The sequence below is a fragment of the Actinoplanes hulinensis genome (assembly GCF_019429605.1).
Lineage (GTDB): Bacteria > Actinomycetota > Actinomycetes > Mycobacteriales > Micromonosporaceae > Actinoplanes > Actinoplanes campanulatus.
Window position 1 is genome coordinate 23,386 of sequence record NZ_JAHXZI010000017.1, and the last position, 22,755, is coordinate 46,140.

At 71.7% G+C, this 22,755-nt stretch carries 23 protein-coding genes; 12 read left to right on the top strand and 11 right to left on the bottom strand.

Annotation, left to right across the window (positions count from 1 at the left end; all coding sequences use genetic code 11):
• Positions 1-61: 61 nt before the first annotated feature.
• Together KZ829_RS29325 and KZ829_RS29330 are read left to right on the top strand one after the other, a co-directional pair.
• Positions 62-862 carry an HU family DNA-binding protein gene (locus tag KZ829_RS29325; protein WP_220147148.1) on the top strand — a complete coding sequence of 267 codons (801 nt, stop codon included), beginning with the start codon at positions 62-64 and terminating at the stop codon, positions 860-862.
• An 88-nt stretch (positions 863-950) separates the two neighbouring features.
• Positions 951-1,406, top strand: coding sequence for a hypothetical protein (locus KZ829_RS29330; RefSeq protein WP_220147149.1), 456 nt, complete (start codon positions 951-953; stop codon positions 1,404-1,406).
• Here the strand turns inward: KZ829_RS29330 and KZ829_RS29335 are convergent.
• Genes KZ829_RS29335 through cofC form a run of 4 tightly spaced genes read right to left on the bottom strand, consistent with a single transcriptional unit; the run spans position 1,333 to position 5,513 of the window.
• A complete protein-coding gene (locus KZ829_RS29335) occupies positions 1,333-2,226 on the bottom strand; it encodes an NUDIX hydrolase (protein ID WP_220147150.1) in 894 nt (297 codons plus the stop codon). The two genes, KZ829_RS29330 and KZ829_RS29335, sit on opposite strands and share 74 nt — an antisense overlap.
• The gene (locus KZ829_RS29340) at positions 2,226-4,598 is read right to left on the bottom strand and encodes an RNA degradosome polyphosphate kinase (RefSeq protein WP_220147151.1); all 2,373 of its coding nucleotides are present in this window, start codon (positions 4,596-4,598) and stop codon (positions 2,226-2,228) included. Before KZ829_RS29340 ends, KZ829_RS29335 begins: the two co-directional genes overlap by 1 nt.
• Before the next feature lie 55 nt (positions 4,599-4,653).
• The gene (locus tag KZ829_RS29345; RefSeq protein WP_183216600.1) at positions 4,654-4,851 is read right to left on the bottom strand and encodes a cold-shock protein; all 198 of its coding nucleotides are present in this window, start codon (positions 4,849-4,851) and stop codon (positions 4,654-4,656) included.
• A 20-nt stretch (positions 4,852-4,871) separates the two neighbouring features.
• Entirely contained in the window at positions 4,872-5,513 is a 642-nt protein-coding gene (cofC, locus tag KZ829_RS29350; RefSeq protein ID WP_220147286.1) for a 2-phospho-L-lactate guanylyltransferase, read from the bottom strand.
• Positions 5,514-5,694: 181 nt separating this feature from the next.
• Here cofC and KZ829_RS29355 point away from each other — a divergent pair, with 181 nt between their 5' ends.
• From KZ829_RS29355 to KZ829_RS29370, 4 genes are all read left to right on the top strand, one after another.
• Positions 5,695-6,420, top strand: a complete 726-nt coding sequence (locus tag KZ829_RS29355) for a lysophospholipid acyltransferase family protein (protein WP_220147152.1) — start codon at positions 5,695-5,697, stop codon at positions 6,418-6,420.
• Positions 6,417-7,409 (top strand): NAD(P)H-dependent glycerol-3-phosphate dehydrogenase, encoded by a 993-nt coding sequence (locus KZ829_RS29360; RefSeq protein ID WP_183216596.1) that lies wholly within the window; start codon positions 6,417-6,419, stop codon positions 7,407-7,409. Before KZ829_RS29355 ends, KZ829_RS29360 begins: the two co-directional genes overlap by 4 nt.
• Complete coding sequence (locus KZ829_RS29365) at positions 7,406-8,527, top strand: cystathionine gamma-lyase (RefSeq protein WP_220147153.1); 1,122 nt, start codon at positions 7,406-7,408, stop codon at positions 8,525-8,527. Before KZ829_RS29360 ends, KZ829_RS29365 begins: the two co-directional genes overlap by 4 nt.
• Before the next feature lie 127 nt (positions 8,528-8,654).
• Positions 8,655-9,017, top strand: a complete 363-nt coding sequence (locus KZ829_RS29370) for a hypothetical protein (protein ID WP_220147154.1) — start codon at positions 8,655-8,657, stop codon at positions 9,015-9,017.
• A 504-nt stretch (positions 9,018-9,521) separates the two neighbouring features.
• Here the strand turns inward: KZ829_RS29370 and KZ829_RS29375 are convergent.
• The gene (locus tag KZ829_RS29375; RefSeq protein ID WP_183216590.1) at positions 9,522-9,962 is read right to left on the bottom strand and encodes a hypothetical protein; all 441 of its coding nucleotides are present in this window, start codon (positions 9,960-9,962) and stop codon (positions 9,522-9,524) included.
• A gap of 119 nt (positions 9,963-10,081) precedes the next feature.
• On the opposite strand from KZ829_RS29375, the gene KZ829_RS29380 reads away from it, so the two are divergent.
• The gene (locus tag KZ829_RS29380) at positions 10,082-11,176 is read left to right on the top strand and encodes a D-alanine--D-alanine ligase family protein (protein WP_308285711.1); all 1,095 of its coding nucleotides are present in this window, start codon (positions 10,082-10,084) and stop codon (positions 11,174-11,176) included.
• A gap of 3 nt (positions 11,177-11,179) precedes the next feature.
• Here the strand turns inward: KZ829_RS29380 and KZ829_RS29385 are convergent, their stop codons facing one another.
• Positions 11,180-11,806, bottom strand: a complete 627-nt coding sequence (locus KZ829_RS29385) for a DUF3515 domain-containing protein (protein WP_220147156.1) — start codon at positions 11,804-11,806, stop codon at positions 11,180-11,182.
• A 1-nt stretch (position 11,807) separates the two neighbouring features.
• The gene (locus KZ829_RS29390; protein ID WP_014447186.1) at positions 11,808-12,041 is read right to left on the bottom strand and encodes an Lrp/AsnC ligand binding domain-containing protein; all 234 of its coding nucleotides are present in this window, start codon (positions 12,039-12,041) and stop codon (positions 11,808-11,810) included.
• 98 nt (positions 12,042-12,139) lie between these two features.
• Here KZ829_RS29390 and KZ829_RS29395 point away from each other — a divergent pair, with 98 nt between their 5' ends.
• Positions 12,140-13,078: a thiamine-phosphate kinase gene (locus KZ829_RS29395; RefSeq protein WP_220147157.1), complete on the top strand. Its 939-nt coding sequence runs from the start codon at positions 12,140-12,142 to the stop codon at positions 13,076-13,078.
• Between the two features lie 20 nt (positions 13,079-13,098).
• Positions 13,099-13,557, top strand: a complete 459-nt coding sequence (locus tag KZ829_RS29400) for a GNAT family N-acetyltransferase (protein WP_220147158.1) — start codon at positions 13,099-13,101, stop codon at positions 13,555-13,557.
• Between the two features lie 433 nt (positions 13,558-13,990).
• On the opposite strand, the gene KZ829_RS29405 is transcribed toward KZ829_RS29400, so the two are convergent.
• Positions 13,991-14,959 (bottom strand): type IV toxin-antitoxin system AbiEi family antitoxin domain-containing protein, encoded by a 969-nt coding sequence (locus KZ829_RS29405; RefSeq protein WP_220147159.1) that lies wholly within the window; start codon positions 14,957-14,959, stop codon positions 13,991-13,993.
• A 447-nt stretch (positions 14,960-15,406) separates the two neighbouring features.
• A complete protein-coding gene (gene rpmB / locus KZ829_RS29410; protein WP_026207002.1) occupies positions 15,407-15,598 on the bottom strand; it encodes a 50S ribosomal protein L28 in 192 nt (63 codons plus the stop codon).
• A 200-nt stretch (positions 15,599-15,798) separates the two neighbouring features.
• On the opposite strand from rpmB, the gene KZ829_RS43375 reads away from it, so the two are divergent.
• From KZ829_RS43375 to KZ829_RS29430, 3 genes are read left to right on the top strand one after another with little or no spacing between them, the layout of a single operon-like run.
• Positions 15,799-17,847 (top strand): DAK2 domain-containing protein, encoded by a 2,049-nt coding sequence (locus KZ829_RS43375; protein ID WP_308285712.1) that lies wholly within the window; start codon positions 15,799-15,801, stop codon positions 17,845-17,847.
• Positions 17,844-20,024, top strand: coding sequence for an ATP-dependent DNA helicase RecG (gene recG / locus KZ829_RS29425; RefSeq protein ID WP_220147160.1), 2,181 nt, complete (start codon positions 17,844-17,846; stop codon positions 20,022-20,024). Before KZ829_RS43375 ends, recG begins: the two co-directional genes overlap by 4 nt.
• Complete coding sequence (locus KZ829_RS29430) at positions 20,021-20,356, top strand: DUF952 domain-containing protein (protein WP_220147161.1); 336 nt, start codon at positions 20,021-20,023, stop codon at positions 20,354-20,356. The genes recG and KZ829_RS29430 overlap by 4 nt, the downstream gene beginning before the upstream one ends.
• On the opposite strand, the gene KZ829_RS29435 is transcribed toward KZ829_RS29430, so the two are convergent.
• Positions 20,346-21,635, bottom strand: coding sequence for an LPXTG cell wall anchor domain-containing protein (locus KZ829_RS29435; protein ID WP_220147162.1), 1,290 nt, complete (start codon positions 21,633-21,635; stop codon positions 20,346-20,348). The genes KZ829_RS29430 and KZ829_RS29435 overlap by 11 nt on opposite strands.
• A gap of 82 nt (positions 21,636-21,717) precedes the next feature.
• Complete coding sequence (locus tag KZ829_RS29440) at positions 21,718-22,656, bottom strand: LPXTG cell wall anchor domain-containing protein (protein ID WP_220147163.1); 939 nt, start codon at positions 22,654-22,656, stop codon at positions 21,718-21,720.
• Positions 22,657-22,755: the final 99 nt, after the last annotated feature.

Consider the following 22,755-nt stretch of genomic DNA (forward strand, 5'->3'; position numbering starts at 1 on the left):
TACCGTGCGCGCAGAATGGCCTTCGACGGGCCAGTTCTCACGTCACGTCCAGGAGGAAATCGTGAACAAGGCCGAGCTCATCGAGGCGCTCGCCGGCAGGCTGGGAGACAGGAAGACGGCGACCCTGGCTTTGGACGCGTTCATCAGTGAGGTGCAGAACGCCGTTGCCAAGGGTGACAAGGTCGCGCTCACCGGATTCGGTTCGTTCGAGAAGCGGGCACGCAATGCGCGCACCGCGCGAAATCCGCGGACTGGTGAGCCGGTCAAGGTGAAGAAGACGTCGGTCGCGGTCTTCAAGGCGGGCAGCGCATTCCGCGAACTGGTGGCGAGCGGAAAGCCGGCGAAGGCGGCCGGCGCCGCCAAGAAGACGGCGACCACCGCGGCCGCCAAGAAGACGACCGCCACCAAGACGGCGCCTGCCAAGACGACCGCTACGAAGGCGGCCACGAAGACGGCCGCCACCAACGCCGCCAAGGCAACCAAGGCCGCAAAGGCGACCACCGCGAAGACCGCGGCCGCCAAGAAGACGACCGCCACCAAGACGGCGCCTGCCAAGACGGCGCCTGCCAAGACGACCGCTACGAAGGCGGCCACGAAGACGGCCGCCACAAAGGCCACAAAGGCCACAAAGGCGACCACCGCGAAGACCGCGGCCGCCAAGAAGACGACCGCCACCAAGACGACCGCCACCAAGACGGCGCCGGCCACGAAGACGGCCACCAGAAAGGCCACCACGGCGCCCGCGAAGAAGACGGCGACCACCGCGAAGGCCACCCCGGCCAAGCGGACCGCCCGTAAGACCACCACCCCGGCCGTGGCACCGGCCCGGGCTCGTACCGCCTCGGCACGCAAGGCCCGCTGAGCCGAGGCGACGAAAAGGCGTCCACCGTTGGGTGGACGCCTTTTCCGTGTGGCCACGCGGTTCGGTTCCGGCGGCCTACGGTCCGGGCATGGACCGATCGAGACCGCGTGGCCTGACCGCCCGGGCAACCGTCGCGGCGGCGCTGTTCGCCGTCGCGGTCGTACCCGGGTGGACTCTCGGCGACCTGGCCGAGGACCGTACCGGGTGGCCGGTGCTGGACTGGCTGGTCACCTGCGGATGGTCCGGGATCGCGGTCTGCTGGGCGGCGCCGCGGTGCTCGTACCGGAGGCTGGACGGATGGCTGGGCGCCGTCCCGCTCTACGGGTGGTACCTGGCCGGGGTGCTGAGCTGGCGCCTCGCCCTGCTGCCCCACCGGGATTGGGAACCCCGCCGGGACGAGCTGTGGCGGGCCCGCTGGCTGACCGGCGACCAGATCGGCCTCTGGCGGGCGGACCCACCGGGCCGTGCCGTCACAGCCGGGACGCGCCCAGCAACCGGTCGCCGGACCAGGTCAGCAGCCAGCCGTCGCCCTTCGGCGTTCTGAACCGCTCGGTGGCGTCGTCGTCGTGCAGCGACGCGAGCAGCTGCGGCATCAGTTTGCCCTGGCTGCACACCACCACGCGCTCGTGCGCCCGTAGCTCGGCCAGCCGGGACCGGGCCGCGGCCAGCCGGGCCGGCAACCGGTCCGGGCCGGGCGGCTCGGCGACCGCGCTGTCCCGCACGATCGGCAGACCGCCGAGCGCCGCGGCCAGCGGTTCCAGCGTCTGGGCGCAGCGCAGCGGCGGCGCCGCCACCAGGCGCCGCGGTCGCAACGGGGTGAGCAGTGCGGCGATCCGGTCCGCCTGCTGCGCGCCGACCGGATCGATCGGCCGCAGCTCGTCACGGCCGGCCCACTTCTTCCGCTCCCCGGCCCGGGCGTGCCGGACCAGCGCGATCACCGCGGTCACCGGCGGCAGAGCGGCGACATGCGCCACGATGCCGCGTTCATCGGCGTACGTCAGCCGCGCGGCCGCCTCGTCCAACGGCAGCCAGGCCAGCTCGTCGACCTCGTCGGTGTCCCGCACCGGACCGTCCGAACCGGCCCGCATCAGCCAGAACGCCACGTTCTTCGGCCGCCCGCCGGGCAGCGGATAGTCGACGTCGGGCAGCCGCAGCTGCGGTATCCCGGCGGTGCCGGTCTCCTCCTCGACCTCCCGGACCGCGGCGACCAGCGGCGGCTCGCCGTCGGACAGTTTGCCCTTGGGCAGGCTCCAGTCGTCGTACCGCGGCCGGTGCACCACACAGATCTCGAGACCGGCAGCGGCCGGGCGGTAGAGCACCCCGCCGGCCGCCCGCTCCACGGCCCCGGTGGAACCAACCGGCATCAGTGCTGCTTCTTGCCGATGATCCGGCGCAGCATGGCCGCCTGGAGGTGCACCTGAGGACGGCCGGGGGTGCCGGCGCTGCGGTGCCAGAGACCGTCGGCGTCCAGGTCCCAGCCCTCGGTCTGCTCGGCCATCGAGAACTCCAGCACGTGCCGCAGCTCCTCGCGGGCCGACGGCAGGGTCACCTTGACCAGTGCCTCCACCCGGCGGTCCAGGTTGCGGTGCATCAGGTCGGCGGAGCCCATCCAGTACTCGGCGTCCGGCCCGGGACCGAACCGGAACACCCGCGAGTGCTCCAGGAACCGGCCGACGATCGAGCGGACCCGGATGTTCTCCGACAGGCCGGGGATGCCGGGCCGCAGCGAGCACATGCCCCGGATGATCAGATCCACCTTGACCCCGTCCTGCGAGGCCCGGTACAGCGCGTCGATGGTCTTCTCGTCGACCAGGGAGTTCACCTTGAACTGGACCAGCGCCTCGCCGCCCTCCCGGGCGATCCGGGCCTGCTCGTCGACCCGCTCCAGCAGGCCCTTGCGGACACCGTGCGGCGCCACCAGGAGACGCCGGTACGTGGTCTGCCGGCTGTATCCGGTCAGCACGTTGAACAGGTCGGTGACGTCGGCGCCCACCTCCGGGTCGGCGGTCAGCATGCCGAAGTCCTCGTACAGCCGGGCGGTCTTGGGGTGGTAGTTGCCGGTGCCGATGTGGCAGTAGCGCCGGATCTGGTTGCCCTCCTGCCGCACCACCAGAGCGGTCTTGCAGTGCGTCTTCAGGCCGACCAGGCCGTAGACCACGTGGCAGCCGGCCCGCTCCAGGGTCCGCGCCCAGGCGATGTTGGCCACCTCGTCGAACCGGGCCTTCACCTCGACCAGCACCACCACCTGCTTGCCGGCGGCCGCCGCGTCGACCAGGGCGTCCACGATCGGGGAGTCGCCGGACGTCCGGTACAGCGTCTGCTTGATGGCCAGCACGTTGGGATCGGCCGCCGCCTGCTCGACGAACCGCTGCACGCTGGTGGAGAACGAGTGGTACGGGTGGTGCACCAGGATGTCCGACTCGCGCAGCCGGTTGAACACGCTGCGCGGCACCTCGCCGTCGGCCAGGTGCGGGTGGGTCGCCGGCACGAACGGGCGATCCTTCAGATCGTCGCGGTCGCACTCGCCGAACACCTGCCACAGCGCCGACAGGTCCAGCAGGCCGGGCACCCGCAGCACGTCCTGGCTGTCCATGTCGAGCTCGCGGACCAGCAGGTCCAGCACGTGATCGCTGATCGACGCGGCCACCTCGAGCCGCACCGGCGGACCGAACCGGCGCTGCGCCAGCTCCCGCTCCAGGGCCTGGAGCAGGTCCTCGTCGCGGTCCTCGTCGACCTCCAGCTCGGCGTTGCGGGTCACCCGGAACAGGTGCCACTCCAGGATCTGCATCCCCGGGAAGAGCTGATTCAGATGTACGGCGATGAGCTCCTCGACCGGGAGGAAGCGCACGCCGCGGCTGTCGTTCTGCACGGTCACGAAGCGGGGCACGTTGTTCGGCACCTTGACCCGGGCGAACAGCTCGGGCGAGTCGCCCTCCGGGTAGCGCAGCGCCACCGCCAGGTTGAGCGAACGACTCGAGATGTACGGGAACGGGTGCGCCGGGTCGACGGCGAGCGGCGTCAGGACCGGGAAGACCTGCTCCCGGAAGAAGGTCCGCAGCCGCCCCTGCTCGGCAGCGTCCAGCTCCTTCCAGGAGACCAGCTCGATGCTCTCCGCCGCGAGTTTCGGCCGGACCTCGTCGGCGAAGCAGGCGGCGTGCCGGGTGACCAGGTCGGCGGTCCGCTCGGTGATCATCTCGATCTGGTGCCGCAGCGGGGACCGGTCACCGCCGCGGACCGGCAGGCCGGCGCTCAGCCGGCGCTTCAGGCCGGCCACCCGGACCATGTAGAACTCGTCGAGGTTGCTGGCGAAGATGGCCAGGAACTTCGCCCGCTCCAGCAGGGGCGTCCCCGGGTCCTCGGCCAGGGCCAGCACCCGGGCGTTGAAGTCGAGCCAGGACAGCTCCCGGTTGTGGAACCGGTCCTCCGGCAGCAGATAGCCGGGCGTCTCGTCGAGGTCCTCGTCGTCCTCGTCGTCGTTCAGGTCGGCGACCATCTCACTCCCGGTGAGCTCAGACACCTCGCGCTCCGTGATCACCACCTGGGCCACAGCCGCCGGGCTCACCGGTTCCGCCGCGGCGACCCGCTCGGTCACCACCAGCTCGGTGGCGGCCGGCTCAGGGGCGGTCACGGGATCGGGGGCCTCGATCGGCTGCGCCTCTGTCTGCTCCGGCCTGGGCAGAAAGCGGCCGTTGGGGCCACGCCGGCGGGTCTCGGGGGTCCGGGGCGGGGTCTGCATGCGTCCATCATCGCCGCTTTCGGCGGAACGTGAAACGAACTAGCGGATGATCAATTCAGGCGACTCCGGGAATCAACACACGGCGGACCGCTCCCGCCTCATCCGGCTCGATGGTGACCCGCTGACCGAGGCGGAGGAGCCGCAGCCCGGAGCGGTCGAACGCCTCCGGGCCGAAGACCAGCGGCGTTCCGTCGTCGAGCAGCAGCGAGCCGCTGCGGGTCTGCGGGTCGAAGGTCGCGATCGTGCCCTGCATGACATCGCACGCTACCCGTTTCAGGCGGCCGGCGCGCACTCCGTGGTGAGTCCGAGATCACGCAACAGGCCACACGTCCGGGGGCCCGCACCCAGAGTGAGGACCGCGTCGAGGTCGGCGGCGGTGTCCACGTCCTGCCGCAGACCGGGCCACTCCCGGACCAGCCGGACCGCCCCGCTGGCCGCGTGCGCGGCCGCCGACGGACCGCCGAACCGCGGGTCGAGCGGCCGCCCGGGCGGCGCGGCGAGCAGCACCGTCCCGATGCCCGCGGCGTCCGGCACGAAGCTGCGGGCCGACACCCGGCCGAGCGCCTCGTCCAGTTGCTCCGGGCGCAGCGCGGGCAGATCACCGGCCAGCACCGCCCGGTACGCGCCGAGCCCGGCCGCCTGGTCGGCGCCGTACCGCATCGCCGCGTTCAGCCCGCCACCCGGATCGGGCACCACCCGGGCGCCCAGCTCCCGGACCGCGCCGCCGACCGCCGGATCGTCGGTCACCACGATCAGCCCGGCGACCGTGGTGGCGGAGAGCACCGCGGCGGCCGTGTCGCGAACCATGGCGAGCGCCAGATCCGGGTGCCGGTCCGGCGGAACCGCGCCGCGCAGCCGCGTCTTCGCCAGGCCCAGCCGCTTCACCGGGATGACCACCGTCCAACTCCGCACCACCACCCGGCCAGTCTGCCGTACCCGGCGGGCCCGCCCCGCCGCGAGCGGGCCGTTCCGCCTGGTGTGTCCGTCACCTGCGACGCGGCTGTTCGACCCCTGCCTGGTTCCACCGGGCGGGAGCGGGCATGATTTCGTCGCAGGTGAACGCAGGGGCGTCGCCGATCGAGGGACGGGGGATGCCGTGGCACAGCTCAGGCTCGGTTTCTGGCAGCGTCTCGCGGTGATGCTGGTCCTCCCGGTGATGACCGTGCTGACCCGCAAGACCTGGCACCGGATGGACGACGTCCCGGCCACCGGGCCGGTGATCCTCGTCCCGAACCACGTGTCGCACTTCGACCCCCTGGTCGTCGCGCACTACGTCTGGCGGTCCGGCCGGTGGCCGCGGTTCCTCGGCAAGGCCAGCGTCTGGAAGGTGCCGGTGATCGGGTTCCTGCTGCGCAAGACCCGGCAGATCCCGGTCGAACGGGGCAGTGTGGAAGCGGTGAAGTCGCTGGACACGCTGGTCGAGGCGCTACGCGAGGGCGGTGCCGTGGTGATCTACCCGGAGGGGACGACGACCCGGCACCCCGAGCTGTGGCCGATGCGGGGCAAGACCGGCGCGGCCCGGCTCGCGCTGCTGACCGGCGCCCCGGTGGTGCCGATCGCGAACTGGGGCGCCCAGACGATCTTCGACCCGCGTACCAACAAGCTCAAGCTGCGCCGCTCGCACGTCACGGTGACCACCGGCGCGCCGATCGACCTCAGTCGCTGGGCCGGCGTCGAACCCACCCGGGCGGTGCTCGAGGAGATGACCGAGGTGATCATGCTGGGCATCCGGGACCTGCTCGCTGAGATCCGCGACGGCGAACCGCCGGCGCTCTACGACCGGCCCGCGCGTCGGGCCACTACCTCGGAGGATGCGCCATGAAGGCGGCCGTCATCGGATCCGGATCCTGGGGCACCGCGTTCGCCAAGGTGCTCGGCGAGGCCGGGTCGGAGGTGCGCATGTGGGCGCGGCGGGAGGCGGTCGCCACGGAGATCCGGGAGAAGGGCTCCAACGAGGGCTCGCTCCCCGGCATCCGCCTCGGGCCGACCGTCACCGGGACCACCGACCTGGCGGAGGCCGTCACCGGCGCCGAGCTGATCGCCATCGCGGTGCCCGCCCAGACCCTGCGCGGCAACCTGGCCGACTGGGCCGGCTCGTTCCCCGGCGACGCCACCGTGGTCTCCCTCATGAAAGGCATCGAACTCGGCACGCTCAAGCGGATGAGCGAGGTCATCGTGGAGACGGCCGGTGTCGCCCCGGACCGCGTCGTGGTCGTCTCCGGGCCCAACCTGGCCCCCGAGATCGCCGCCGGGCAGCCCACCGCGACCGTGGTGGCGTGCTCCGACGAGAGCCGTGCCCGGCAGGTCCAGCACGCCCTCGCCACGCCCCACTTCCGCCCCTACACCAGCGATGACGTGATCGGCTGCGAACTCGGGGGCGCCTGCAAGAACGTGATCGCCCTGGCGTACGGGATGGCCGTGGCCATCGGCCTCGGCGACAACACCCGGGCCTCGCTGATCACCCGCGGCCTGGCCGAGACCGCCCGGCTCGGCGTGGCGCTCGGCGCCGACCCGCTCACCTTCGCCGGCCTGGCCGGCCTCGGCGACCTGGTCGCCTCCTGCTCGTCGCCGCTCGCCCGGAACCGCACCTTCGGCGAACACCTGGGCCGCGGCGACTCCCTGGAACAGGCGCAGATCGCCACCCGGCAGACCGCCGAGGGCGTCAAGAGCTGCCTGTCCATCCGCGACCTGGCCCGGGCGAACGGCGTGGAGATGCCGATCGTCGAACAGGTCGAGCGGGTGTGCCACGAGGGCGTGGACCCGCGGGTCGCGGTGAAACTGCTGATGACACGGGAGATGAAACCCGAGTGAGCTCCTCGTTTTCGGACTCCCTCTCCGACGGCACACGGTCGGTGCACGCCGGGCTGCCCGCTCCGGTGGTCGGCGAGCCGTTCCTCCCGGGGCCGGTGTTCGCGGCGCCCTACCACCTGGACCCGGTGACAGGGCCGGGAGAGAACGGGTACGCCCGCACCGAGCACCCGACCAGGCGGGCCCTGGAGGCGGCGATCGCCTCCCTGGAGGGCGCGCCCACGCTGGTCTTCGCCAGCGGCCAGGCGGCGATCACGGCGCTGCTGCTCGCGGTGCTGCGCGCCGGCGACACGGTCGCCCTTCCGGCGGACGGCTATTTCACGGTACGGGCATTCGCCGAGGGCACCCTTCGTGACCTGGGTGTGAAGACGATCCTGGTGCCGACCGCCGGACCGTACCCAAACTTCACCGGGGTGCGTCTCGTGCTGCTGGAGACACCGGCCAACCCGGGACTCGACGTGTGCGACGTGGCCGCGGTGTCCGCCGCCGCCCACGAGGCCGGTGCGCTCGTGGCGGTCGACAACACCACCGCCACACCGCTCGGGCAGACGCCGCTCGCGCTCGGCGCCGACCTGGTGGTCGCGTCCGGGACCAAGGCGCTGACCGGGCACTCCGACGTGCTGCTCGGTTACGTGTCCGCCGGTGACCCGGAGCTGCTGGCCAAGGTCGAGACGTGGCGCAAGCAGACCGGCGCGGTGCCCGGGGCGTTCGACTCCTGGCTGGCGCACCGGTCCATCGCGACGCTCGACCTGCGGCTGGCCCGGCAGAGCGCCAACGCGGCCGCGGTCGCCGAGCTGCTGCTCTCGCGATCCGACGTGACCGGCGTACGGTGGCCGGGCCTGCCAGGCGACCCGTCGTACCCGGTGGCCTCGGCGCAGATGCGGCGGGTGCCCGGCATCGTGTCGTTCGACCTGGGCTCGGCCGAGCGGGCCGGGCGGTTCCTGTCGGCGGCGAAGCTGGTGTTCGCGGCCACGTCGTTCGGCGGGGTGCACACCACGGCGGACCGGCGGGCCCAGTGGGGTGACGACACGTCGCCCGGCTTCCTGAGGTTCTCCTGCGGCATCGAGGACACCGTCGACCTGCTCGCCGACATCACCGCCGCACTGGACGCGTCGTCGTGACCGTCCCTCCCGCGGCCCTCTTCCCCGCTGCCCCTCCCGGCGGTCCGGCCCTCTTCAGTGCTACCGCTCCCGGCCGCCCGGCTGTCCTCTGCGGTAGCCGATTCGCCGGCCGGGCGCTGGTCCTGCCGTGACGGCCTGGAGCGGTTTCAGCGGTGACGAGGTGGCGGCGCTCACCCAGGGGCCGAGCTTCTTCGCCGACCCGGGCGAGCGGGACTGCCCGGCCTGCGGCCGGCGGCGGCTGCGCGCCTACTTCACGACGCCGCTCAACGCGAAGCGGCCCACCCTGATCAGCTACGTGTGGTGCGGCGCCTGCGACAAGTTCGTGGGCACCCGCGCCAAGCACCCGGAGGGCCTGATCTTCTCCGATCCGCTGGCCACGCTCCCCGCCGACGAGCGGCGCACCCTGGAACGCAGCCTGACCGGCTTCCTCGCCCACCTCGACTCCCTCTGGGACGCCGGAGCCCTCCCTCAGACCTTCAGCAGGGCCTAGCCGGGCCGGCGGGCGCACACGCTCGGCCTATTCGGCGGGCGGGCGCACACGGTCGGGCGGTCGAAGCCGTGGTGGCCGCTCACGGAAGCCGTCGCGTGCGCGATCACCACGGCTATATGCCATGTGGACGACCACGACGCCGCCATCGTGTGCGCCCACCCCTGGTGGAACCGCGACCACGCGCCCCCGGGCGACCGGCGTGACGGCCGAGAGCGGGCAACCCCCGCGCCTGGCCAGCAAGACCGCGACTACCCGCCCAGCGGAACCGAAAGCAGGGCGGCGAGTCGACCGAAACCAGGGACGGCCGTGACCGGCGGCAGACACCGGTGGCGGCGACCGGCCGGGCCTGCCCGAGCACTGATCTGAGCCCGGCGCGGGCGGCAAAGGCGCGCGCCGCGCTGAGGTCGCCTTGGACGGGCGGGACGGGGTGGATTCTTCGGGGGGTTTCCACCGCGTACCGGAAACGGGTTTGAAGGGTTTGACCGGGAGCCGGCGGCCGGATGATCAGCCGTGGGTGGCGACGAAGTCGTGCAGCCAGTCGGGGGCGATGGGGGTGCCGGACGGGCCGGTGCGGCGCAGCGCCTCGCCGGGGCGGATGCCGAGCAGGGCGAGCGTCATGGTGGCCAGCAGCGTCGACCGGCCGTTGTCGGCCGCCGCCTGGGTGACCACGAAACGGCCCGCGCGGACCTCGCGGGCGAGACGGACGGCCAGCGCGACCACCCGGTTGGCCTCGTCGCGGGTGGCGGTTCCGTCGGAGATCGGGAAGGGCACCACCTCGATGCCCGCGGTGTCCGGGCCGGGCTCGGCGGACGACACCAGAATCTGCACCCCGGCCCGGGCGAGCGCGCTCAGCTCCTGCGGTGACCAGGGCTCGTCGGCCGGGTGAGCCATCGTCGCCAGCTGCCCCGGACCTGGTCCGGCGATCACGTGGAGTGCTGGAGCCATGAACGCTTCGTCCTCCCTGCCTTGCACGTCTTCACGGGTACCGCCACGAATCCCGATTCTGGCTTACGCAGAGTAGGGTCACCCCCGGCATGCCCGCTAGCTGGAAGGCGCAGAGAAGAGTGACGTCCCCCCGCAAGACCCGCGTCGCGATCGTGTTCGGTGGTCGCAGCACTGAGCACGCTATTTCCTGTGTCAGCGCCGGTGCGATCCTGGGTGCCCTGGACCCGGATCAGTACGAGGTGCTGCCGGTCGGAATCACCCGTGAGGGTCGCTGGGTCCTCGCCTCGGGTGACGCCTCCCAGCTCTCGATCAGCGACCGGCGGCTGCCGGAGATCACGGCAGAGTCCGGTAGCGCCGTGGTGTTCGCGGCCGACCCGACGGCGACCGAGCTGATCGTGCGCGACCCGGCCGAGGGCGTCTCCGAGCTGGCCGGTGTGGACGTGGTGTTCCCGGTGCTGCACGGGGCGTACGGCGAGGACGGCACCATCCAGGGCATGCTGGAGATGGCCGGCATCCCGTACGTGGGCGCGAACGTGTTCGCCTCGGCGGCGGCCATGGACAAGGAGTTCACGAAGAAGCTGGCGGCCGCCGAGGGCATCCCGGTCGGGCCGTACGCGGTGCTGCGCGCCGGGACGTCGCTGTCCGAGGCGGACAAGGAGCGGCTCGGCCTGCCGGTTTTCGTGAAGCCGTCCCGGGCCGGGTCGTCGACCGGAATCACCAAGGTCAGCGACTGGGCCGACCTGGACGCCGCCATCGCCACGGCCCGCGAGATCGACCCGAAGGTGCTGGTGGAGGCCGCGATCGTGGGCCGCGAGATCGAGTGCGGGGTGCTGGAGGGCGAGGCCGGTGGCGCGCCCGAGGCGTCGCTGCTCGCCGAGATCCACGTCGACGACGCCGACTGGTACGACTTCGAGACGAAGTACCTGGTCGGCAGCCGCTACACGATCCCGGCGCCGCTGCCGGAGGAGCTGACCAGGCGGGTGCGGGAGTTCGCGCTGCGGACCTTCACCGCGCTGGACTGTGCCGGGCTGGCGCGTGTCGACTTCTTCGTCACGGCGGACGGCGAGATCTTCCTCAACGAGATCAACACCATGCCGGGCATGACGCCGACCTCGATGTTCCCGCAGATGTGGGCGGCCACCGGCCTGGAATACCCCAAGGTGGTGGACCGTCTCATCCGGACCGCGCTGCGCCGGGGGACCGGGCTGCACTAGGGCTCAGGCGCAGCCGCTGGGCATGGCCTCCTCGGGCTTCGACTTCACGGTCTTCACAACCGTCTCGGAGAACTCGTTGGTCCACTGCGCCGGATTCTCGTACGCCGACGGCACGGTCACCCGCACCGGGACCTCACGGTCCATCGTGGTGAGGACGGCCGTGCCGCCGTCGTTCTTCCCGAACCAGCAGACCCCGTCCATGAGCAGCAGCTCGGTGTCCATCGGGACGCAGCCCGGGGTCCGGTCGTCGAGCCTCGTGCACATGGCCGGCTGCGGGACGCCACAGGAGACGACCACCGGGGGCTCGCCGTAGGCCGCGTTCTGTTCCGGGCCGGCCGAGACCTTGCGCGCCTCCAGATCCCGGATCTTCGCGGGCAGCTGGGAGGTCACCGCGAGGCAGACCTGAGCGGCCTTCTCGTCCAGCTGAGGGGCGTCGACCTGAACCGGGGTGCTCGGAACCGCCTGTGGAACTTTGGCCGGTTCATCCGTTTTCTCCGGAATCAAGGAGAAAAAGGCGACGAGACCTACGATCAAAGTCACCGGTACGGCCACAACGGTCGCCCACAGCGCGGCGGCCCGGCGGGTCCGGTCCGGAGCTTCGTCGATCTTCGAGGTCTCGAGGTCCACCATGTCAGAGGTTTACCACGGAGCAGGTGAGCGTCCTCGTGATGCCCGGCACGTACTGGACCTTGCTCACAATGAGGCCACCCAACTCGTCCACGGTGTGCGCCTCGGTCAGCACGACCACGTCGTACGGACCGGTCACGGCGTCGACCCGAACCACCCCCGGTATCTTCTCGATCGCGGCGGCCACGTCACGCGCCTTCCCGACCTCCGTTTGAATCAGGATGTATGCCTGGACCACGATCGACTCCTATCCGCCAGTTCGTCGGTGATCCCCGGTCGTGAAACTACCGTACGAAGCGGCCCGGCAGCGGGTCGCCACCATCGAAGGACTTAGACGTGAGCATCGCAGAGGCCGGTGAATTCGGGCTGATCGGCCGAATCGTCTCCCGGCTCGGCTCCGGATCCGCCACCCTGCTCGGTCCCGGCGACGACGCCGCGGTGGTCCGCGCCGCCGACGGACGGGTGGTCGCCTCCACCGACGTACTGGTCGAAGGACGCCACTTCCGCCGGGACTGGTGCGGGCCCGAGGACATCGGCCACCGCGCCGCCGCCGCCAACCTGGCCGACATCGCCGCCATGGGCGCCACCCCGACCGCCCTGCTGGTGGCGCTCTGCGTACCCACCGGGCTCGACGTCACCTGGGCCGAAGGACTCGCCGACGGCCTCTCCGCCGAGGCCGGGCTGGTCGGTGCGGCCGTGGTCGGCGGGGACACCTCGGCCAGCCCCACGCTCACCATCGCCGTCACCGCACTGGGTGACCTGGGCGGGGTGGCGCCGGTCCGGCGGGACGGGGCCCGGCCCGGGGACGTGGTCGCCCTGTGCGGGCGGATCGGGTACGCGGCGGCCGGCCTCACCGTGCTGTCCCGTGGCTTCCGGACGCCGAAACTGCTGGTCGACGCGTACCGGCGGCCGGACGTCCGGTACCCGGCCGGACCCGAGGCGGCCCGGCTCGGCGCCACCTCCATGATCGACGTGTCCGACGGGCTGCTCCAGGACCTCGGGCACATCGCGGAGGCCAGCGTGGTCGGGATCGACGTGCGGCGGGACACCTTCGAGCCGCCCGCCCAGATGCTGGACGCGGCCAAGGCACTCGGCGTCGACCCGTACGTCTGGCTCCTCGCCGGAGGCGACGACCATCCGCTCGCCGCGACCTTCCCGCCCGGGGTGACCCTCCCCGAACACTGGCGGGTGATCGGCTCGGTGCTCGACGGCGCCGGAGTCACCGTCGACCGCAAGCCCTGGACCGGCGGCACGGGCTGGGACCACTTCCGCTGACCTCGATTAGTCTTGCCCGCGTGCAGGACATCAAGATCAAATCCGCGGGTTTCGGTGACCCGGCGGTCCAGTCACTCGTCGCCGAAAACCTGCGAGACCTCTCCGAACGGTACGGCGGCAGCGGCGACGACACCCCCATCACGGCAGCCGACTTCACCCCGCCGAACGGCGACTTCCTGGTCGCCGTCGAGGACGATCGGCTGATCGCCAGCGCCGGCTGGCGGCGGCACGGCGACGACGCCGAACTCAAGCGCATGTTCACCACGGGCGCCGCCCGCGGCCGCGGCCTGGCCCGCCGCATGCTCGCCGCCGTCGAGGCCTCCGCCACGGCGGCCGGCTGCAAGCGCATGATCCTGGAGACCGGCGACCGTCAGCCGGAGGCCATCGCCCTGTACGAGTCCGCCGGCTACGTCCGCATCCCCGACTTCGGCCACTACGCCGGCCACCCGGGCGTCCTCTCCTACGCCAAACCCCTCTAACCCCACCACCCCGCGCGGCCCGCGCTGCACGCCCGCGCTGCACGCCCGCGCTGCACGCCCGCGCGCGCTGCGGCGATCTTGGACGTTTTGCCACCGCGAGAGGTGGCAAAACGTCCAAGAACGGCGCCTCGCACCCCGCGCCGCCTGCGGCATCCCGAACCTCGCGCGGCTCGCTGATGCGCCGTTTGGCGATCTTGTGTGTTTTGCCACCTCTCGAGGTGGGGAGGCGTTCAAGAACGGCGCCCTGCACCGTGTGGTGCCTCGCCCGCCGCCCGCCGTCTTGCCGCCTGCCGCCTGCCGCCCGCCGCCCGCCGCCCGCCGCCCGGCTCGCCGATGTGCCGGTGCGCCGTTGGCAATTTTGGGTGTTTTGATACCTCTTGCAGTGGTGGCGTCCAAGATCTGATGAGGGGTGTTTAGGGGTACGTCCTGCCTACTACTCGCTTTTGGATCTTGGACCTTTTGTCGCCGGGAGGGGTGGTGAAGCGTTCAAGAACGGGATGGGTCGGAGGGCGGCGCGGAGTTGGGCCGTTATCTCGGCTGGGCGGTGGCGGATCGCCCAGGCCGGGAAGCGGAGGACGCGATCGCCGGGAATCCACAGGTCGTTCTGGCGGCGCATGTCGGCCCACCAATGCTCGACGTCCATGTGATGGCCACCGTCGATCTCGACGTGCAGCCTGCATTCCTCGAAATACGCGTCCAGGTAGTTCCGCCGCCCGTGTGCGTCTCGGCGGGAATGCTGGAGGAGCGGCTCGGGAAGTCCGGCCTGGCGGCATAGGCGGAGGAAGTCGGCTTCGGCCGCCGAATGCACTCCACCCGAGGACCAGGTGACCGCCTCGGAGATCAGCGATCGGCGTTTGGCCCGGGGCATTCGGGCGAGAACTGTTCGGACGTCATCGGCGTAGACCAGGCGTTGCTGGAATCCGGCCGCGATGATGGCCCAGGCCCGCTGATCGGAGATCGCCCATTGGGCCGCGTCGACGAGTGACCGGGCCGGCATGGTTCCGGGCGGTCGGCCCATCGGGTGGATGTCCGCTCGGGGCAGGATGCCGGTTCGGTGAACCACGACCCCGGGCGGGGGACCGCTGGGTGTCTTATCGGCTGGAACCAGCACATCGATCCGGTCGGTGATGAAACCACGGAACCCGACGGTCTCGAGTGCGGACAGGCCGCCGAGCAGGGTGTCATCGCCCGTGCTCAGGACCGCGATCCAGCGCCGGGCCTCGCGGCCGACCGGGCCGGTGTGCGCGACGTAGACGCCGCGATGCGCGCGTTGCCATCGTTGCGAACCGAGGCGCCGCTCCACCATTCGGGCGGAGAGATGCCGCAACGCTTGTGAGCGGCTGAGTACGCCGGCCTGTCGTGCCAGCAGTTCCAGCAGTAGGGGATCGGTCTCGGCGGACATGGCCGAGATGTTGCCGTTCCCGGCCGTACCGGACCAACGGATTCCACTGTCCCTGTGGACGCCGGTCCCCGACGGGGTCTTCCTGTGGATAACCGAGTCAAGTGAGGACTGGTCGGCGTCGTGAGGTCACCTTGAAGGCCGGACCCGGGTGCGCCGCCTGGACAGCCCGGGGTGTGCTGGTTGGGCGGGCCCGGGGTGTGCCGGTTGGGTAGGCCGGGGTGTGTTGCCTGGGCGCGCGCTCGACTCGCGGTTCGGCGGCCGCGCGAGGCGGCCTGCTGATGGGGGTGGCGTTGCCGGAGGGCTGGGCGGGCCTGGTGGAGGCGGGCCACGCGATCAGAGGGCGGTGCCGGTGGATCAGTGGTACATCGTGCGGTGAATGGCGGCAGAACAGCGGATAGCCGCTGAACCCGGAGGTTCAGCGGCTATCCGATCAGCCAGAAGGCTCGGTCAGGCGCGGACGACCTTGCCGGCCTTGATGCACGAGGTGCAGACCTTGAGCTTCTTGGTGGTCCCGCCACCGGCCGGGGTGCGCACCGACTGGATGTTCGGGTTCCAGCGGCGGTTGGTCCGCCGGTGCGAGTGGGACACGTTGTGGCCGAAGCCCGGTCCCTTGCCACAGACGTCGCACACGCTAGCCACGGGATACTCCTGGGTTTGATACGAAACTGACCTGATCCAGCAACCGGAACTGATCTGATCCAGAAACTGGAGGCGCCCAGGGAAGCAAGCATCGCCCAGGCAACCCGGCAAGGTTACCCGATCCCCGGCCGGGGGAGCCAATCGCCCCCGGTCAGCGTGCGTGCCCGGCGTTTGTCGGAGGTCGCAAGTACGATTTTCGCGTGCTGGAGACCCTCGATGCCGCCGCGGTACGCCGCTGGTGCAATGGTGGGCTGGAGGCACTTCGGGCGCATCAGCGTGAGATCGACGATCTGAACGTCTACCCGGTGCCCGACGGCGACACCGGCACCAACCTCGTCCTCACCCTGACGGCCGCGCACGAGGCGGTGGCCGGTCCGCTGGAGCCGGAGCCGGGGCCGGAGGGCATGACCGCGGTGGCCCGGCTGATGCGCCGGATGGCGCGTGGCGCCCTGCTCGGCGCCCGGGGAAACTCCGGCGTCATCGTCTCGCAGATCCTCCGCGGCATGGCCGACGCCTTCGCGGCCGCCGTCGCGGTGCGCGGCGGTGAGCTGGCCCGCGCCTTGCGGACTGCGACGGATGCCGCCTACGCGGCGGTGGCCCGTCCGGTCGAGGGCACCGTGCTGTCGGTGGTGGCCGCCGCGGCCGAGGGCGCCGGGCGGACCAGGTCCGACGACCTGGCCACGGTGGCGAAGGCGGCCGCGCGGGCCGCCGCCGAGGCGCTCGATCGCACCCCGCAGCAGCTACCGGTGCTCGCCCGGGCGGGCGTGGTCGACGCCGGCGGGCGCGGCCTCTGCCTGCTGCTCGATGCCCTGGTCGAGGTGGTCGCCGGCGAAACGCCCCCGGCGGCGCCCGACGGTGGCAGGCCCACGGTGGTGCCTGACGGTGGCAGGCCCCCGGCGGTGCCTGACGGTGACAGGCCCCCGGCGGTGCCTGACGGTGGCAGGCCCCCGGTGGTGCCTGACGGTGGCAGGCCCACGGTGGTGCCTGACGGTGGCAGGCCCGCGGTGGTGCCTGACGGTGGCAGGCCCGCGGTGGTGCCTGACGGTGACAGGCCCGCGGTGGTGCCTGACGGCGAGATGCCTCTGGCGTCCGCGCGCAGCGGCACGCAGCCGATGGCCGCCGGCGGCCCAGCGGTGCCCGGCTCCGGAAGCGGCGGCCCGGCGGACGCCGATCCGGCCGCCGGCACCACGCCGATCACCCCGATCGGCGGCCCGGCGGCAACCACTGTGCTGCCGATTTCCGGCCAGCCGGCGGACCGGGCAACCCCGGGCCGGGTCGGCGAGGGGCAGGCGGTCTGGAGGGGTGAGGACCGGGCGGACCTCAGCCATCCGGCGGGGCACGAGGACGAGTGCGCCGGTTACGGGTTCGAGGTGCAGTACCTGCTGGAGGCGACCGAGGAGGCCGTCACCCGGCTGCGGGGCACCCTGGACGGCCTGGGTGACTCCCTCGTCGTAGTGGGCACCGGCGACGGCGACCCCCCGACGTGGAACGTGCACGTTCACGTGACCGACGTCGGCCCGGCGATCGAGGCGGGTATCGAGGCGGGCCGCCCGTTCCGGATCCGGGTGACGCCGCTGGTGGGCCACCGCCCCGGCCCGGAGCGGCGGGCCGCCGTGGTGGTCGCCGCGGGGGACGGGCTGACCGCTCTCTTCGTGGGGGAGGGCGCCACCGTCGTGGACCGTAATCCGTCGACCGCCGAGTTGCTGGCGGCCGTGCACAAGACCGGCGCCGGTTCGGTGGTGCTGTTGCCCAACGACGCCAACACGCAGGCGGTCGCCGTCTCGGCCGCGCGGGAGGCGGAGGCCGCCGGCATCCGGGTCAGCGTGGTGCCCACCCGTTCGCCGGTGCAGGCGCTGGCCGCGCTGGCCGTGCGGGACGAGCAGCGCCTGTTCGCCGATGATGTGATCGCGATGGCCGAGGCGGCCGGCGCCTGCCGGTACGGCGAGGTCTGCACCGCCCAGCGGGACGCTCTCACGGTGGCCGGCCCGTGCCGGGCGGGTGACCTGCTGGGCCTGGTCGACGGCGAGGTGCACGTGATCGGCGGCGACCTGACCGACGTGAGTCACCGCCTGCTGGACCGGATGCTGGGCGGGGGCGGCGAGCTGGTCACCCTGGTCCTGGGGGCGGCCGCCCCGCCCGGTCTGGAGGCGGATCTGCGCGGCCATGTGCACCGCACCTGGCCGTTCATCGAGTTGCAGTGCTACGCCGGCGGCCAGCCCCGGTACCACCTGCTGGCAGGAGTCGAATGACCACCACGGACACCCCGCTGACCAAGGTTCTGGGTGCGAAGACCGCCAAGGCCCTGGAGCAGCATCTGGAGCTGTACACCGCCGGTGATCTGATCTACCACTTCCCACGGCGGTACGACGAGCGTGGCGAGCACACCGACCTGCGCAGCTTGAAGGTGGACGAGCAGGTCACCCTGTTGGCCCAGGTGCAGGGGATCAACGTGAAGCCGATGCGCCAGCGCCGCGGCAACATGCTCGAGGTGACCATCGGTGACGGTTCCGGTGCGACGTTGACCTGCACGTTCTTCAACCAGGCGTGGCGGGAGCGGGAGCTGCGCAAGGGCGTGTGGGGGCTGTTCGCCGGGAAGGTGACCGAGTTCCGCGGCAAGCGCCAGCTGAACGGTCCGGCGTACCAGCTGCTCAGCGCCGACGCCACGCAGGACGACGCGGCCGCCGAGATCGAGGAGTTCGCGGGTGCGCTGATCCCGGTCTATCCGGCGGCCCAGGCGGTGCCGACCTGGGTGATCGCCAAGTGTGTGCGGACCCTGCTGGACACGTTCGAGCCGCCGCCCGACCCGATGCCGGCCGAGGTGCGGGTGAAACGGAACCTCACCGGCATCGGTACGGCGTTGCGGGAGATCCACCGGCCGAGCTCCGAGGAGGCGCTGTACAGGGCGAAGCACCGTCTCAAGTGGGACGAGGCTTTCGCCGTACAGCTGACGCTTGTGCAACGCCGGGCACGTGCGGCCGCGGCTCCCGGCACCGCCCGGCCTCGCGCGGAGGCCGGGTTGCTGGAGAGGTTCGACGCGGGTCTGCCCTATGAGCTGACCGAAGGTCAGCGTGAGGTGGGTGAGGAGATCGCGGCCGACCTGTCCCGGCCGCATCCGATGCACCGCCTGTTGCAGGGTGAGGTCGGGTCGGGCAAGACGCTGGTGTCGGTGCGCGCGATGCTCCAGGTGGTGGACGCGGGCGGGCAGGCCGCCCTGCTCGCGCCGACCGAGGTCCTGGCCACCCAGCATTTCCGTGGGATCAGCGCCCAGCTCGGCGCGCTGGGCCGGGCGGGCGAGCTGGACGGTGATCCGGAGGGCACCCGGTTGACGCTGGTCACCGGGTCGCTGGGGGCGGCGGCCCGGCGTGCCGCGCTGGCCGAGGTGGCGGACGGGCGCGCCGGCATCGTCGTGGGCACGCACGCTCTGCTGTACGAGGGTGTCGACTTCAAGGATCTCGGCCTGGTCGTGGTGGACGAGCAGCACCGGTTCGGGGTGGAGCAGCGGGACGCGCTGCGCGCCAAGGCGGCCCGGCCCCCACACGTGCTGGTGATGACGGCCACCCCGATCCCGCGCACGGTGGCCATGACGGTCTACGGCGACCTGGAGACCTCGATCCTGTCGCAGCTTCCGCGCGGCCGTTCGCCGATCGCCTCGCACGTCGTCCCCGGCGACAACCAGGCGTATGTGAACCGCACCTGGCAGCGGATCAAGGAGGAGGTCCGGGCCGGCCACCAGGCGTATGTGGTGTGTCCCCGGATCGGCGAGGGCCCGGAGGACGAGGAGTCCCCGCCGAAGGACGCGGAGCCGGCCCGCCGCCCGCCGCTGGCCGTGACCGAGGTGCTGCCGCTGCTGCGCGAGCAGTACCTGCACGGTCTGCGGATCGACATGCTGCACGGGAAGATGCCGCCGGACGAGAAGGACGCGGTGATGCGCCGGTTCGCGGCCGGTGACCTGGACGTGCTGGTGGCGACCACGGTGATCGAGGTGGGCGTGGACGTGCCGAACTCGACCGTGATGCTGATCCTGGACGCCGACCGCTTCGGCGTCTCCCAGTTGCACCAGCTGCGCGGCCGGGTGGGGCGGGGTTCGGCGCCCGGCATCTGCCTGCTGCACAGCGAGGCCGCGGAGGGTTCGGCGGCCCGGGAGCGGCTGGACGCGGTGGCCTCCACGACGGACGGTTTCAAGCTCTCCGAGATCGACCTGGAGCAGCGCCGGGAGGGTGACGTGCTGGGCGCGTCGCAGTCCGGCAAGCATTCGCACCTGCGGCTGTTGTCGCTGCTGCGGGACGAGAAGCTGATCAAGGAGGCGCGGGCGGAGGCGTCCGCGCTGATCGGCGACGACCCCGACCTGTCCCGTTACCCGGCGCTGGCGGCCTCGGTCGCCGCGCTGGTCGACGAGGATCGCGCCGAGTACCTGGAGAAGGGTTGATCTTTCATATCTGCCCCCGCGACGCGTGGGCCACAGCGGCCGCCGACGGTTTCGTTCCGGTCGGGCCGGAGGGTTTCATCCACTGCTCCCCGGCGGACTGGGTGCACATGCCGGCCACGCTGCGCTTCCGCGGGCGTACGGATCTGTTGCTGCTGGAGATCGACGAGGAGCGGCTCGACGTGCCGGTCGTCTGGGAGGACGGTGTCCCACCGGAGCCGGACGGACGGCAGTTCCCGCACATCTACGGCGGGATGAACGTGGGCGCGGTGGTAGCCGTTCACGACTATCCACCACGCCCGGACGGTTCTTTCCCGGAATGGGTCAGGCCGTGAAGTCGACCTTGCGGCGGCGGGCCAGGAAGAAGAGCACGCCACCCACGACGAGCAGCAGGAACGCGCCGCCCGCGATGCTGGCCGCGGCGGAGCCGGTCAGCGGCAGCGAGCCGTCGTCGTCGCCTCCGTCGGCCACCGAGGTGTAGGCGGTGGTGACCGGGGCGCTCGGCGACTGCTCGGCCGGCGGCGTGGTCTCCTCCTCGGCCGGCGGAGCGGTGGTCTCGGCCGGCGGCTGCGGGGTGTCGCAGTCGCCCGGCTTCTCCCAGGCGACCTCACCCTTCAGCACGTCCAGGTCGCCGCTCACGGTGACCTTCAGGCCCGCGGAGGCGCGGAAGGCGACCGATTTGGTCTGACCGGGCTGGAGGGCGAGGGTCTGCGGCGTACCCGTGCTGGGGGTGAAGACGGCCTCCAGGGCTGCGCCGTTCTCCGGGTTCTTCACCGTGAAGGTCAGGGCGTCGCAGGTGCTGGCCACGCTCGCCTCGGGCGCGCCGACCTCGGGCACCTGGCAGTCCCCGGGCTTGCTCCAGTCGCCCCGGTACAGCTCGTTGCCGCGGGACTTGACCACGATGTTCTTCGCGTTGGCGGCCGGCACGGTGACGACGACCGGCTCCTGGCGGACCTTGACCGTCTCGCTCTTGGTGAAGCCACCGTCCGCGGTGATCACGAACGGCTGGCTGAACGTGCTCCGGTTGATCAGCGTCAGCTGGACGTTGCCCGCGCAGTCCGGCAGCGCCTCGACGACCGGCTCGGCGGCGCAGGTGCCGGCGCCGCCGTTGTACCAGGCCTGCTTGGGGGTGCCCTTGACCGGGACGGACCGGGAGCCCTCACCCCGGTCGCTGCCGACCTTGCGGTCGTTGTAACGGTCACTGTCGTCGGTCAGCGGGTCGATGATCCTGTCGCCGAAGACGAAGTCGACCTGGGTGAAGCACTCCGGCACCTCGACCTTGAAGTCGAGTTTGCTGACGGTCAGTTCACCCTTGGCGGCGGGGCCGAACTTCTTGACCGAGCTGTCCAGGACGTACTGCGGGGTGGCGAACTTCGCCGACGGGGCGGTGTACGACACGAGGGCGAGGGACTGCTCGCCGCAGAGCGGACCGTTGAGCAGCTCGATCGTGGCGGTGCCGCCCGGGCCGTCGAAGGTGTGCTGGTACTTCGCCTCGGCGACGGGCGTACAGGGGGTGGCCGGGTTCGCGGTGGCGGGCGAGCCGAGGGCGACGAGGCCGGTGAGGCCGAGGAGGAGTCCGGCCGCCAGAGCGACGGCCCGAGGGGTTGTGCGCAAGTGCTGCTCCTGGGGTGGGGAACGGAAGGGGCGCGCCGACCACAGTCGACGCGCCCCCGGTGTTGCAGGTGGTTCAGGTTGATCAGGCGGTGAACTTCACCTTGCGGCGACGCGCCATGACGAAGAGCAGACCACCGATGGCCAGCAGCGCGGCGGCACCGCCGGCGATGCCACCCGCGGCGGCGCCGGTCAGCGGCAGCTCCGGCTCTTCACTGCCGTCCTCGCAGCCCGCGGGCTCGACGTAGTCGACCTTCACGGTCTCCGAGTAGGTCTCGCCCTCGTAGGTGACCGTGATCGTCAGGTTGACGAAGAAGCCCTCCTTGGCGGAGAACGTCTCGGAGCCCTTGGTGCCGGGGGCGACGGTGCGCTCGCGCTTCTCGCCCTTGCTGGTCTCGTAGCCCAGCTTGATCGGCAGGCTGTCCTTCGGGTTGTCGAACCCGATGGTCATCGTGTCGCAGGTGAGCTCGAAGATCGGCTCGGGCTCGCCCGGCAGGTCGTCCGGAAGCTCCGGCTCCTCGGCGGGCAGGCTCGGGGACGGCGACGGGGAGGACGGCGACGGCGAGACCGGCGGCTGCTCCTTCTCCTTGTCGCAGGTGCCGTCGAAGTTCGCGGTGTTCTCCCGCGGGAGGTCCTTGTGCTCGTTGTCGAACTCGACCTCGACGCCCAGGCGGGCGAAGGTCTTGGTGCCCTCGACGCGCTGGACCGCCGTGATGGCCTTGTTGGTGTCGTAGGTGTACTCGTTGCCGACCTTGTACTCGGGGAGCTCCACCTCCTTGACCGGGGTGCCCTCTTCGGCCTTCACGGCGTTGAAGCGGAACTTCTCGACGCCGTCGGGGGCGTTGCCGGTGACGGTCCAGGTGACGACCCAGTCGCCGGTCTTGGTGTCGCAGTCCGCCGAGTAACCGATGACGCTGTCGGTGGCGTACGCCGGGGAGGCGGCCACCGCGACACCGGCCAGGCCGAGAACGGCGCCGGCAGCCAGACCGGCCACGCGGCGGAGCGGGGATTTAGACAGGTTCACGCCTTCTCCTGTGAAAGGGGTTCGGGAGCGCGTGGGAGGCGGCCGACTGTCGCTGGTGGATGGAACCGGGTCCAGAGACGACGCCTAACCCCGCGGCTG

Excerpts from the sequence above, each read along its gene's own strand:
- KZ829_RS29330 (WP_220147149.1), top strand. The coding sequence starts at position 951 with ATGGACCGATCGAGACCGCGTGGCCTGACCGCCCGGGCAACCGTCGCG.
- KZ829_RS29335 (WP_220147150.1), bottom strand. The coding sequence starts at position 2,226 with ATGCCGGTTGGTTCCACCGGGGCCGTGGAGCGGGCGGCCGGCGGGGTG.
- KZ829_RS29340 (WP_220147151.1), bottom strand. The coding sequence starts at position 4,598 with ATGCAGACCCCGCCCCGGACCCCCGAGACCCGCCGGCGTGGCCCCAAC.
- KZ829_RS29345 (WP_183216600.1), bottom strand. The coding sequence starts at position 4,851 with ATGCAGGGCACGATCGCGACCTTCGACCCGCAGACCCGCAGCGGCTCG.
- KZ829_RS29360 (WP_183216596.1), top strand. The coding sequence starts at position 6,417 with ATGAAGGCGGCCGTCATCGGATCCGGATCCTGGGGCACCGCGTTCGCC.
- KZ829_RS29375 (WP_183216590.1), bottom strand. The coding sequence starts at position 9,962 with ATGGCTCCAGCACTCCACGTGATCGCCGGACCAGGTCCGGGGCAGCTG.
- KZ829_RS29385 (WP_220147156.1), bottom strand. The coding sequence starts at position 11,806 with ATGGTGGACCTCGAGACCTCGAAGATCGACGAAGCTCCGGACCGGACC.
- KZ829_RS29405 (WP_220147159.1), bottom strand. The coding sequence starts at position 14,959 with ATGTCCGCCGAGACCGATCCCCTACTGCTGGAACTGCTGGCACGACAG.
- recG (WP_220147160.1), top strand. The coding sequence starts at position 17,844 with ATGACCACCACGGACACCCCGCTGACCAAGGTTCTGGGTGCGAAGACC.